Below are 12,509 nucleotides of genomic sequence, written 5' to 3'. Positions count from 1 at the left end.
TTTCAGTGTATCATAATTTTACGAATGTTACAGGGTGTCCGTCCGTATTGTCACATCGCATTTTAGATGATATTATCAGTCTCCGCATATTGTTAACTGTAATGTAGAAAGGAAATAGTATGAATACGATGCCGACAGTCAGGACACGGGAAGAAATTCTGTTTGATATAATGCAGACCACTTCCCGATTGTACAGTATTCGCGATAAAGATATTTTACTGGAAATGATATTAACTGAAGCGCGACAGGCGCTGAATGCCGATGCAGGTTCCATTTATCTGGTTGAGGGAAAGCAGCTGGTTATTCACTATGCGCAAAACGCAACGCTGCAAAAACGATTAAAACCCGGAGGGAAACTTCCGTTTCACATTTTTTCGTTCCCAATCAATGACACGACTATTGCGGGCTCCGCTGCGATTACCAAACAGCTGATCAATGAACCTGATGTTTATGCCATTTCTCCCGATAAGCATTATAAATTCGGTACTGTCAGTGATATAGCGACAGGCTATAAAACAGTATCGACGCTGACGATACCGTTAATTGCCGTTTCCGGCGATGTATTGGGTGTGTTACAGATGATTAATGCGCTTGATATACACGGCCGTATCCGCGCATTTACTTCCGATGATGAAATGTTCCTTTCTCATTTTGCGGCAAATGCTGCGGCAACGCTCATGCATGCATCGTTAACTCGTGAGATGATTCTCCGAATGGTGCAGATGGCAGAGCTGCATGATCCGCGGGAAACAGGACTCCATGTACATCGCGTTGCAAACTACGCAGTAGAAATTTATGACCGCTGGGCGTTTAACCATAATGTCCACCGGCATGAACGTGAAAAATTCCGCGATGCACTCAAAATTGCCGCTATGCTGCACGATGTCGGAAAGATCGGGATTTCGGATTCGATACTCAAAAAACCCGGCAAACTTACACCCGAAGAATACCAAATTATGCAGAGTCATACATGGCGCGGTTCAAAGCTGTTTTTGTCAGGCAATTCGGCGGTTGATACCATGTCGAGGGATATTGCATTGCGGCACCACGAAAACTGGGACGGAACCGGCTATCCCGGCCATATCTCGGAGGAGACAGGCGCGATAGTAAAATATAATCGCACGAATACCGCTGCACAGGGGCTTATCGGTGAAGAAATACCGCTTGGTGCACGCATTACCGCGCTTGCAGATGTCTACGATGCGCTTTCCTGTAAACGAGTGTATAAAGAAGAATGGACTGAAGATAAAGTTTTGGAAGAAATACGGCGGCTGCGCGGCGTAAAATTCGATCCCGAAATTACCGATGCTTTCTTAGAAATTGTACCGAGGATTAAGGCTATCAAGGAACGTTTTTCAGAAGACGCTGCGTCTCCCGGTCGAGCGATTGGGCAAATTCCATAATTTCTTTCTTACCGAATGCTTTTGTCCGTTCCGGAGCAAGCCCGTTTACCGATAATTCATACATAAAATTCCGGATAGATAAGCGTTCGCCGATATTTTCGATAGTATATACAATACCGCGGTCGTTAATAACTTTGATGTGTGCATCGACCAGCTGTTTCGCAAGCGGAATATCACGGGTAATAACCATGTCGCCCTGCACAGCATGAGCAAGAATATATATGTCTGCTGCTTGATCTTCGGCTTCGGTTATAACCGAGGTACAATAAGAATTTTTCGGAATAGGGATGGGACGATTAGCGGCAAACACTGCCGGAACTTGCAGCCGCTTTGCCGTTTTACAAATAATTTCGCGGATACGCACCGGACAGGAGTCCGCATCGACAAAGAGGGTCATGCTTGCACATCATTTGACGGAGTGAGCGAATAAATAATCGAATCGATATCTTCAATCATTTTTTTTGCTGACTGCTCGATTAATACCTCTGTTTCGTTTTGCGGAATCGTTCCCTGCTGATTGAGCCGTTCTTTGCTCAATTCATCCGAAAGCAAGATACCGGCGATAATTGCAACACGCAGTGAATCGTTAACGCCAGAGGTTTGCTGAACCTCCGACACGACTTTTTTGTAATGATTATAAATGGCTTGCAAATATTCAGCGGGCTGGTCTGCTGCAAGTGCAAATGACGTACCTAACAGATCGATTTGCAGCCGCCCTTTGCGTTCGGCCATTGTCAAAAAATATCCAGTTGATTGGAATGATTTACCGGTTCTTGCGGAGCCAGCTGTGGTGCCGTTTCGGCAGCAGCGGCCGGATATTGAGCTTCTGAAGCTTCTTGATGTACGGCGGACGGTTGTTCAGGGGCAGCGGTTTCAATAGAACTTGATGCTGTTGACTGCACGTCCTGATATTCGTTTGCTGCCGGAGCTGTTTCGTGTACGGCAGATGCAGCAGCGGAATTTGCCGCCTGATATACGGTGTCTTCAAATGCGCTCAAGTGATTGAGCGCATTGATGATGCCTTCCTCGATCTTTGCTTGGTCGTTTCTAAAGACAAGAACTATATTCTCCAACTCTTCGATTCGCTGTTGGCGGTCGTGCAGTTCAAGCTTTAATAAATCGTTCTCATCTTTAAGAGTCTGCATAAGCTCAATTGCTTTAGAGACTCTTGCTTCAAGCTGTTTAATTTGATCGAGGTTTAGCATACGTTAGGCTCCTAATGCTTTTTTTGACTGTTCGACAACGCTTTTAAAAGCGGCCGGATCTTCGATAGCCATATTGGATAAGGCTTTGCGGTTTAACGTGATGCCCGCTTTTGCCATTCCGTTGATAAAGCGTGAATAGCTCATTCCTTCCGCACGGACGGCGGCATTGATTCTGCTGATCCACAAGCGGCGCATATCGCCTTTGCGGTCGCGGCGTGCTTCAAAGCTATGAGTAAGCGCTTTTACAACAGCGTCTTTTGCCGCTTTATAGTTTGTACCTCTGCGTCCGCGGAATCCCTTTGCTAACTTTAAAATCTTCTTGCGTCTGTGGATGCGTTTATTTGAACATAACGATCTCGGCATTGTATTCTCCTAAATAATCAAAAATTAATTGGTGCCGTAAGGAAGCAGCTGCTTTCTTACTTTTTTACTGTCGGCTTCGGCTAAAATTCCGGCTTTGCGCAAATCGCGTTTGCGTTGCGGGGATTTCTTGGTCAAAATATGACGCAAATTCATTTGCTTGTACTTCACTTTACCACTGCCGGTAAACTTAAAACGTTTTGCTGCGGCACTCTTACTCTTCATCTTAGGCATAGTACACCTCGTAAATTATTTCTTTGATTTGGGCGCCAATGTCATCGACATGGTGCGTCCTTCCATTGCCGGAGGTTTTTCTACCGTTAAATCTCCGCCGAGTTTTGCCAGTACGTTATTTAATACGTCCAGCCCCAACTCGGTATGGGCTAACTCCCGCCCCCGAAAGCGGATTGTTACTTTTACTTTATCGCCGTCATCAAGAAAATCTTGTATATGCCGTGCTTTAAAGGATAAATCATGGTCATTTATCTTAGGCTGCATACGAATTTCTTTGAGAACTTGCAGCTTCTGTTTTTTCTTGGAATCACGGAGCTTTTTTTCCAATTCAAAACGATACTTTCCATAATCTAAGATCTTGCAAACGGGAGGATCCGCTTGCGGAGCCACTTCAACGAGGTCAAGATTAACGTCTTGAGCCATCCTAAGAGCTTCAAGGGTGGAAACAATGCCCTTTTGCTCCCCTGCATCATCAATTAAACGAACCTCGCGGACACGGATTTGTTCATTAATCCGCAAACCTTTATTCTCCGCCAACTATTCTCCTCCAGTACACTTTTCTCAATGCACATAAAATAAAGCTATAGATCGTAAGTATATCGAATTTTCTTTGAATATGTCAAGGTTATCATTCCACAGGGTAAACGCATCAGGTCGCTTTTTTAATATCCCCGCGGAAAAATTGAAACTATTCGACCAGAGTTGAACCTCTTCGCGGTTCAAATGGTCTCACAGTCTCAATTTTTCCGCGGTTTTTATCTACTCTACCTGATGCGTTTACCCATTTACTGGAAAAATGTGCGAAATTTTAAGCAAAATTTCGCACAGAAGGAAGGCAACCGCTAAAAATATTTTTAATGCGGTTGCCCTGTCATTATCTAATTGTTTCCAAATAAGCAAGCGTCTCTTCGGCTGTCTTTTTCCAGCTGTATTGCTTTACCCATTCTATTCCGGCATCGATTAGTTTTTGTCGCCGTTCTTTATTTGCACCAGCGGTATCGTTGATGAGGCTGCCGATGACAGAGGCAATCTCTTCCGGCTTATCGGGTTCAAAATAACGAGTGCAGTCGCCTGCAATTTCCGGCAATGCCCCTGCACGGACACAGGCTGTCGGAATACCGCATGCCATCGCTTCGATTACCGGCAAGCCGACGCCTTCGACGGGAGACGGAAACACACATAGGTCGGCAGCAGAATAGAGCAACGGAAGATTCTCATGCGGGAAATATCCGGTGAGTAAGATATCCGATGCAAAGGGAGAGCGAAGGACAGCCTGATGCACCTGTTCCGCTTGTTCGCCGTCCGCACCCGCAATCACCAGCCGATGCGGCGCCTTTGTTTTTTGCTTAAAGATGGAAAAAGCATTAATCAGCTCGATATGCCGTTTTTCCGGATGAATAATCCGTGACGCATAAATGATATACGGACGCCGAATGGCAAAGGGCTTAATCATCAGAGCTTCCTGTGCTTGCAGATTATGCGGGTGAAATAGATCGGTATCGATTCCGTTATGGATAACGCGTATTTTATCTTCCGCAATGCCGTTTTTAAGCAGATTGTTCTTGATATAGTTACTGGGGCTGATGATTCCCTTGACGGATTTAAGCGTTAATTTGGAAACAAAAGACGATAAGTTTTTTAAATATCCTTGAGCATTATCTGTAAGGATATTCTGCATAACAAGCACTGCCGGTACTTCAAAACGCATGGGGAGGAGTTTTGTTCCCGACGGAAATAAAACAATGTCGTATTTTTGCTTACGGGCAAAAGCATTAAAAGAAAGGCTGTGCCATGTCTGTTCCGCAAAAGCAGAATCTCCGACGGAAACGCAGGTGTACTTAACCCCTTCAACACCCGACGTATAGGTATATTTATCCAATTCGTGGCCGAAAAGCTGAATGCTGTGTTCGGTTTTGGGCAAATTATGGACTAATGAAAGAATGTAGGCTCCGATTCCCGATCTGCCGTGATCGCATCCGAGCGTATCAATTCCTATTTTCAAAGGAAACCTCTTTTTTAAGTATCTTAGAGCAGTCTCACCAGATAAATAAATCAAAATCGCAGAATAATCGAGGCTGTGAGACTATCTGAACCTCGAAGAGGTTCAGTTCTGGTTGAACAGCCTCGATTATTCTGCGGGGTTATATAAAATATCTTGTGAGACTGCTCTGCTGGATATTTTCACGATTATAGCATTTACCGTAACAATATGCTATCCTTGCCACATGACTGACTTTTTGGATTTGCCGCTGTACAAACCTTTTGTTGAAACGCTTGCCGCCGGCGGGATTATACAACCGACTCCTATTCAAGAAAAAGTGATACCGCTCGCCTTAGAAGGTAAAAGCGTCTTTTTTGAATCCGAAACCGGCACGGGTAAAACCTTTGCTTTTTTGCTGCCGCTTCTAACTCGGCTGATGCAGGATGAGAAAAAGACAACCGCTCCGCGTATTCTTATTTTAAGCCCTACGGTGGAGCTTGCCTCTCAAATTAAAGAAGCGGCAACTCAACTGCAAGGAACTGATACGAAATGTTTTAAGACACTGCTCTGTGTCGGCGGCAGTTCGCTAAAACGGCAAATAGACGGCTTAAAAGAAAAACCTGCCGTCATCATCGGAACACCGACGCGCATTTCCGATTTAATCGGACTAAAGAAACTCAAGCTGCAGGAAATAGAAGCTGTAGTAATTGATGAAGCAGATCGGCAGCTTGCGCGGGAAAGCAGAGATGCACTGCAGGTCGTTCTTAGTGCGCTGCCGCAGGATGTGCAGGCGCTTGCGTGTTCGGCAACATTTAATGGAAAAAATATTGAGCTACTTAACAGCTTTTTGCGGCGTTCGAAAACTGCTGCATTACCGGAACATATTTCGATTGCTCATACGGGAGTGCTGCAAAACTCCATCGAACATTGGGCGCTTTTGAGCGATCGTCGGAGCAAAGCCGATGCCTTGCGTGCGCTGATCCATGCGTTGGACAGTACAGTATTGGACGGCAGAAAAAAAATCCTTATTTTTACTGCGCCTGCACAGGAAGTTGAAACCCTCGCGCAAAAGCTGCGATATAAAAAAATCGATGCCGTGCCATTATATGGTAAACTTGAAGGTTCCGAACGAAAACAAATTATCGCACGGTTCAGGTCGGGTAAAACGCGGATATTGATTACCAGCGATTTGTCCGCCCGCGGACTCGATATTGCCGATATTGACTACATCGTGCAGATGCAGCTTTCAAAGGATGCCGATGTCTTTATACACCGCGCCGGACGTACCGGAAGGGCAGGAAGAAAAGGCATTAATATCATTATCGGAGATGAGTACGAGCTGCGTATTTTACAAGGCATCGAAAAAAAACTGGGAATAACGGTATATCCCAAAATCCTCACTAACGGAAAAATCGAGTCTGCTGCAGAAAATGCATAGGATAGCATACCGCCTCATCTGAGTCAGTCAAATGAGCGAAGTGGCTATGACTGTTAAGAATAACCTTTCCGCTGGCCTTTTGGCAATGCAGATGTGCCGTATATTTGCAAAAGGGGAAGGTTGACAGCGTGGAATTAAAAAATATACTAAGTATAGTATTATAGGTTGTATCGAACGGAACCGCCATTTCATACAATCCTAAATTCTCTTAGATTTATTACTGGAGATAAAATATGGCTATTGTTATTCAGGGATTGGGTAAAGCCCTTCCCTTAAAAGAGATGAAAAATACCGATTTTCCGCCGGAGCTCGACACATCGGATGAATGGATCAAGAGTCACACCGGAATCAGCTCACGCCGGATTGCCGGAGCAGATGAAACGAGCGCATCGCTGGCATATCGGGCATGTACGGAAGCGCTTAAAAAAAGTAAGACTTCCGAGCCTATAACGGCAGACAAAATCGACCTTATTATTTGCGGCACGGCAACACCCGATTTTCCGGGTTCCCCGTCAAATGCCTGCCTTATTCAAAATAAATTGCAAGCAGTACATTCGGTTTGCTTTGACCTAACGGCAGGGTGTTCCGGCTTTATCTACGCGCTGGACACGGCGGCAAGTATGATGGAACGGCACCATTGGCGGTTTGCACTTGTGTGCGGGGCGGAGGTGCTTAGCCGTATTATGGACTGGACAGATCGTTCTACGTGCGTCTTATTCGGTGACGGTGCAGGCGCAGCATTGCTTGAAAACACGTTTGAACCTTCCGGTCTGGGTATCGGCGCTACCATACTCGGCACTGACGGAACAGGAGCAGATAAGCTCTACATTTCGCCCGACCGCCGTGTACACATGAATGGTAGAGCCGTATACGATTTCGCTGTCAGCCATATTACTGAAACGGTGAAAACGCTCCTCACGAAAGAACACATGACGGCTGACGATCTTGATTTAATCGTATGCCATCAGGCGAACGAGCGGATACTGGAAGCCGCATCAAAACGGCTTAAAATCGACTTCGGTAAATTTGTCCGTAATCTTGAAAACTACGGAAATACCTCGGCAGCGTCCATCCCCATCACCCTTACCGAGCTGATGGAACAAGGAAAACTGCATGAAGGTATGACCATACTGATTACCGGTTTCGGCGCGGGTCTGACATGGGGCGGCGCTATTATCCGGTTCTAATGTCTAATATAATTTTAAGATTACTATAACCATAGTCATAGAAGGAAAATAATGGAATACATTTTTTTGTTTTCGGGACAGGGTTCTCAGTTTAAGGGAATGGCTGAAGATATCTGTAAGAAATACCCGTCAGCCCGCACCGTCATCGATGAGATGAGCACGGCTTCGGGAGAGGATATCGCTTCTTTCTTATGGAATACGGAACCGGAAGAACTTGCACGCAGCGATCGAAGTCAGATTGCAATCACCGCGATGCAGGCTGCAATTATTACAGTCTTGCAGGAACACGGTATTACGCCGGCCGCCGCCGCAGGGTTCAGCCTAGGTGAATTTTCAGCGTTGTATGCCGCAAAGGTCTTGGACCTTGTAACGATGACAAAACTGGTAACTTTGCGCGGAAAAATCATGCAGAAATACTGCGAAAAACTCGATGAGCAGAGTAAAGCGTCCGGCAGCGGGTGCGGTATGGCCGCGGTACTCAAACTTGATCCTGGGCGGATTGTCGAAATTTTGAAACCGTATTCCGATCCTGCGACGGGGATTGTCTTTGCGGCAAATTTGAATAGTCCGATGCAGACCGTTGTATCGGGAACAGCCGAAGGGCTTGATGTTGCAGAAAAACTCTGCAAGGAAGCGGGAGCAAAACGCTTTATCCGGCTTGCGGTTGCAGGGCCGTTCCATTCGCCGCTGATGCGCGGTGCAGCCGAAGAATTTTCCGCAGTGCTGCAGGATGTTGCGTTCAATGATCCCGTTATTCCGATTTTTTCAAATGTTACCGGAAAGCGGCTTTTAACCGGCGAAGAAGCGAAAAAAAACGCCGTACTGCACCTAACGCATCCTGTGCGCTGGCTTGAGGAAGAGCGGGAAATCGCTGCGCTGGCAAATGCGGCTACGCTGTTGGAAATAGGGCCGGGCATGACGCTCTGCAATCTGTGGCGGGACAGCGGCTGTGCAGGAAACTACCGCCCCACCGGTACCGCTGAACAATTATCGGCTGTGATAGAAACCAGCCGCTCATAAGAGGTTTTATATGTTATTACAAGGGAAAAAAGCATTGGTAACCGGTTCTTCACGCGGAATCGGGAAAGAAATAGTCCGTAGGTTTCTGGAAGAAGGAGCTGAGGTGTGGGGGCTCTGCACAAAGCCCTCTCAAGGAAAGGTGGAAATGGAAGCATTCGCCGCACAGCACAACAGCGTATTTCACGAGATATACGCCGACTGCGGAAATGCCGAAGAACTGACCGCTACGGTAAAAGAGGCTCTCAAGCAATCCGGTGGATTCCATATTTTAGTCAACAACGCGGGGATTACCCGGGACGGACTGTCGTTCCGTATGCCGCAGGAGGACTGGGACGCTGTATTGCGCGTCAATTTGACCGGGGCTTTTTTAACATCGCAAATCGTCTCTTCCGATATGTTGCGGAAGCGGGAAGGTTCCATTATCAATATGGCAAGTATCGTCGGTCTACACGGACAAGGCGGACAGGTTAACTATGCGGCAAGTAAGGCAGGCTTAATCGGTATGACCAAAAGCCTTGCAAAAGAGATCGGCAGCAGAGGGGTGCGTGTCAATGCGATTGCGCCCGGCTATATCGAAACGGATATGACTTCGTCATTACCGGAAGATATGCGGAAGAATTGGATAGAAACCGCTATTCCCTTAAAGCGCGGAGGAACGCCGCTTGATGTTGCAAATGCGGCTGTCTTTTTAGCATCCGATTTATCCGTGTATATTACCGCGCAGGTACTCGGCGTAGACGGCGGTATGGGCGCCTAATCATAAGGAGAAAAGAATGAGAAGAGTTGTAATTACCGGTCTTGGTGCCGTTTCCGCTTTGGGAAATACGGTTGCGGAAACATGGGAAGGAATAAAAGCAGGCCGCTGCGGAATCGAGAAGATTACCGTCAACTATGACCCAGGAGATGATAGGGTAAGAATTGCGGCTGAATGTAAAGCGTTTGATCCTACCGTATTTATGGATAAAAAGGATGCCCGTAAAATGGCGCGATTTTCGCAGCTTGCAGTGGCGGCAGCGGTACAGGCAGTAGCGGATGCAGGACTTTCAAAAGAAACGATAGAGGGCGACCGTACCGGCGTGATGATTGGAAACGGTATCGGCGGTTTTGAAATCCATGAAAGTTCGTTCAAAAAATACTTTGAAGCGGGGCACTCGCGGATACCGCCTCTCGCTATTCCGCTGCTCATTCCGAACGAGGCGGCAGGCAACGTTAGTATGCATTTCGGACTACACGGCGTTTCGTGGACAATTACGACCGCTTGTGCTTCCAGTACCGACGCTTTGGGCAATGCCCTCGATTTAATCCGCTCGGGTAGAATGGATATGTGCCTTGCAGGAGGAACCGAGGCCGCAATTACAGGGTTCGGTATCAATGCATTCAGCGTACTGCAAACGCTTGCGTCGGATTATAACGATGAACCGCACAAAGCCTGCTGTCCCTTTGATAAAAAGCGAACGGGGTTTGTGATGGGGGAAGGCGCAGGTATCCTCATTCTTGAAGAATACGAACACGCAAAGAAGCGCGGTGCAAAGATATATGCAGAACTTGCAGGCTACGGCGGCTCCTCCGACGCATATCACCTGACCAGCCCCGACCCTTCCGGTGTCAACGGAGCTTTGGCGATGACGAAGGCCTTGGAAGACGCAGGGGTAAAACCGGAAGATGTGCAGTACTATAACGCGCACGGAACATCAACCCCGATTAACGACCCCTCCGAAACCGCGATGATTAAAAAAGCGTTCGGGCAACATGCATATAACCTGAAAATCTCTTCAACAAAGTCGATGATTGGACACTGTTTGGGAGCTGCCGGCGCGTTGGAAGCAATTATCTGCGTAAAAGCAATTGAAGAAGGCTTCTGTCCCCCCACCGTGAACTTAACGGAACCTGATTTGGAAGCAGGGTGCGATCTGAATTACCTGCCGCAAAAAGGCGTTTCCTGCACGATCGATTGCGCCGCATCCGGTTCGCTCGGTTTCGGCGGCCACAACGGCGTGTTAGTGTTCAAAAAAGTAAAATAGGAAAAAATGGGCAACCGCATTAGGAATATTTCAAGCGGTTGCCTTCCTTTTGAGATGCGCGAAATTTTAGATAAAATTTCGCGCTATTTATTTAAAAGAAGGGTAAACGCATCAGACAAATAGGTAAGAATCGCAGAATAATGGAGATTGTGAGACCATTTGAACCGCGAAGTGGTTCAACTCTGGTTGAACAATCTCCGATTATTCTGCGGGATATCCATAAAAATGTCTGATGCGTTTACCCTAAAGGAGAAAACGATGACAAAAGATATTGAAGCCTTGCTTCCGCACCGGAAGCCATTTTTGTTTGTTGATGAAATTATCCGTGCCGACGATGAAGGCAGCGAAAGCCGGTATACCTTTAAGCCGGAGGAGTTCTTTTTTAAAGGACATTTCCCCGAATATCCGGTAGTGCCCGGTGTCGTGTTGGTAGAAACAATGGCTCAAGCGGGCGGCGCAGCACTGAGTTCTATGGGCAAGTTTGAAACAGGTGCGCTGTTCTTTTTGGCGACTATCGATAAGGTAAAGCTCCGTGCACAGGTACGCCCGGGAGATACGGTACGCATCGAGGTAAAAAACTTGCGCGTTTCTTCCCAAATGATTAAGCAATCCGGTAAAATCTATAACGGTGATGCTGTCGCTGCGGAAGCGGAGTGGATGTGTTTGGTGGGAAAGGCCTAGTTTCCTTTTGAAAATATACGGCACACCTACTCTGACAGGATGTCCGCGGGTATAAGCAGTAGCAGGAACTGTCCAAAAGCTGAAGTTTTTGGACAGTCCTATTCAATAAGCTATTTACAAACAGCTCACGGAAATAAGCAAAATACATTATCAGTTATCTGTTCAAAAAGTCGATAATACGCTGCGCTACCAGTTCACGCTCGACATCGTCGGTAACAATATGACTGCTTTCTTCCAAGATAACATACTCATTCGGTACCCTGAGCAGCCAGTCGATAAGTTCTTTTTCCTTAAACGGTACCGACTGATCCGATTTTGATAAAACCGTTATTACCTTTGACCGGATATTCGGAAGCTGCTGAATAGCCATCTTCTGCAGTTTGTACAAGTCCGCGGCCTTGCCGACGTAATCATAATTGCAATAGTCTTTGACGCAATCATAATATTCGGGTTCTTTATAAAATGTTTTCCCTTCCGTTGGAATGGTCTGTATAAAATATTTTAAGTACGGTGTCAGTTTGATCCGCGAATCGGCAGCCATAAATGCGGGCGCACAAAGGAAGATTTTTTCAGGCTGAAATTTTGCCGCAAGGAGCGCAGTCAGCACGCCGCCCATCGAAAGACCGCCGACATATACCGTCTGATATGCTTCTGATAAATCGAGGTATTCATCATACACGCGGCGCAGCCAATCCTTCCACGAACTCGCGATAAAGTCCTCTTTGTTTGTTCCATGCCCCGGCAGGCGCGGAATTGATACGGTGTATCCCGCCTTATGCAGCTGCGTGCCGAGCCACAGCATTTCCCGCGGAGAGCCTGTATACCCGTGTATCAACAAAATGGCTTTATCCCCGCCCTGAAAGAAATGAGGTTTGGTGAACCGATTTATTTTTGCCGGATTATTATCATAAAACATCTGAAGCTCCTATTATTTTGCATATAAACAATACCCCCTTATCTGCCTTTTGTAAATAGAAAA

General features: G+C 46.6%; 15 protein-coding genes. 7 read left to right on the top strand and 8 right to left on the bottom strand.

Going from position 1 to position 12,509, the window contains the following annotated elements; all coding sequences use genetic code 11:
• Positions 1-119 precede the first annotated feature (119 nt).
• Positions 120-1,403 (top strand): GAF and HD-GYP domain-containing protein, encoded by a 1,284-nt coding sequence (locus QI63_RS03750; RefSeq protein ID WP_044014017.1) that lies wholly within the window; start codon positions 120-122, stop codon positions 1,401-1,403.
• On the opposite strand, the gene QI63_RS03745 is transcribed toward QI63_RS03750, so the two are convergent.
• The 7 genes from QI63_RS03745 to QI63_RS03715 form a co-directional block, all read right to left on the bottom strand.
• The gene (locus QI63_RS03745; RefSeq protein ID WP_044014015.1) at positions 1,342-1,800 is read right to left on the bottom strand and encodes a YaiI/YqxD family protein; all 459 of its coding nucleotides are present in this window, start codon (positions 1,798-1,800) and stop codon (positions 1,342-1,344) included. The two genes, QI63_RS03750 and QI63_RS03745, sit on opposite strands and share 62 nt — an antisense overlap.
• The gene (locus QI63_RS03740) at positions 1,797-2,135 is read right to left on the bottom strand and encodes a cell division protein ZapA (RefSeq protein WP_044014013.1); all 339 of its coding nucleotides are present in this window, start codon (positions 2,133-2,135) and stop codon (positions 1,797-1,799) included. Before QI63_RS03740 ends, QI63_RS03745 begins: the two co-directional genes overlap by 4 nt.
• A 2-nt stretch (positions 2,136-2,137) precedes the next feature.
• Complete coding sequence (locus QI63_RS03735) at positions 2,138-2,608, bottom strand: cell division protein ZapB (protein ID WP_044014011.1); 471 nt, start codon at positions 2,606-2,608, stop codon at positions 2,138-2,140.
• Positions 2,609-2,611: 3 nt separating this feature from the next.
• The gene (rplT, locus tag QI63_RS03730; protein WP_044014010.1) at positions 2,612-2,971 is read right to left on the bottom strand and encodes a 50S ribosomal protein L20; all 360 of its coding nucleotides are present in this window, start codon (positions 2,969-2,971) and stop codon (positions 2,612-2,614) included.
• Between the two features lie 24 nt (positions 2,972-2,995).
• Complete coding sequence (gene rpmI / locus QI63_RS03725) at positions 2,996-3,202, bottom strand: 50S ribosomal protein L35 (RefSeq protein WP_016522922.1); 207 nt, start codon at positions 3,200-3,202, stop codon at positions 2,996-2,998.
• 15 nt (positions 3,203-3,217) lie between these two features.
• On the bottom strand, positions 3,218-3,739 hold the full coding sequence (gene infC, locus QI63_RS03720) for a translation initiation factor IF-3 (protein WP_016522923.1): 522 nt from the start codon (positions 3,737-3,739) through the stop codon (positions 3,218-3,220).
• Positions 3,740-4,076: 337 nt separating this feature from the next.
• On the bottom strand, positions 4,077-5,204 hold the full coding sequence (locus tag QI63_RS03715; protein ID WP_044014007.1) for a glycosyltransferase family 4 protein: 1,128 nt from the start codon (positions 5,202-5,204) through the stop codon (positions 4,077-4,079).
• A 223-nt stretch (positions 5,205-5,427) separates the two neighbouring features.
• Here QI63_RS03715 and QI63_RS03710 point away from each other — a divergent pair, with 223 nt between their 5' ends.
• The 6 genes from QI63_RS03710 (at position 5,428) to fabZ (ending at position 11,530) form a co-directional block, all read left to right on the top strand.
• On the top strand, positions 5,428-6,621 hold the full coding sequence (locus tag QI63_RS03710; protein WP_044017006.1) for a DEAD/DEAH box helicase: 1,194 nt from the start codon (positions 5,428-5,430) through the stop codon (positions 6,619-6,621).
• Positions 6,622-6,854: 233 nt separating this feature from the next.
• On the top strand, positions 6,855-7,808 hold the full coding sequence (locus QI63_RS03705) for a beta-ketoacyl-ACP synthase III (RefSeq protein ID WP_044014005.1): 954 nt from the start codon (positions 6,855-6,857) through the stop codon (positions 7,806-7,808).
• 51 nt (positions 7,809-7,859) lie between these two features.
• Positions 7,860-8,828, top strand: a complete 969-nt coding sequence (locus QI63_RS03700; protein ID WP_044014003.1) for an ACP S-malonyltransferase — start codon at positions 7,860-7,862, stop codon at positions 8,826-8,828.
• A 10-nt stretch (positions 8,829-8,838) separates the two neighbouring features.
• Positions 8,839-9,585 (top strand): 3-oxoacyl-ACP reductase FabG, encoded by a 747-nt coding sequence (gene fabG / locus QI63_RS03695; protein ID WP_044014002.1) that lies wholly within the window; start codon positions 8,839-8,841, stop codon positions 9,583-9,585.
• Between the two features lie 16 nt (positions 9,586-9,601).
• Complete coding sequence (fabF, locus tag QI63_RS03690; RefSeq protein ID WP_044014000.1) at positions 9,602-10,849, top strand: beta-ketoacyl-ACP synthase II; 1,248 nt, start codon at positions 9,602-9,604, stop codon at positions 10,847-10,849.
• Positions 10,850-11,107: 258 nt separating this feature from the next.
• Positions 11,108-11,530: a 3-hydroxyacyl-ACP dehydratase FabZ gene (gene fabZ, locus QI63_RS03685; RefSeq protein WP_016522437.1), complete on the top strand. Its 423-nt coding sequence runs from the start codon at positions 11,108-11,110 to the stop codon at positions 11,528-11,530.
• 154 nt (positions 11,531-11,684) lie between these two features.
• Here the strand turns inward: fabZ and QI63_RS03680 are convergent, their stop codons facing one another.
• Entirely contained in the window at positions 11,685-12,446 is a 762-nt protein-coding gene (locus QI63_RS03680) for an alpha/beta hydrolase (RefSeq protein ID WP_044013998.1), read from the bottom strand.
• Positions 12,447-12,509: the final 63 nt, after the last annotated feature.

It is taken from the genome of Treponema sp. OMZ 838 (genome assembly GCF_000775995.1).
In the GTDB taxonomy this organism is placed as follows: domain Bacteria; phylum Spirochaetota; class Spirochaetia; order Treponematales; family Treponemataceae; genus Treponema.
Note: the sequence above shows the minus strand (reverse complement) of the source record. Positions and strands in the feature narration are given on the sequence as shown.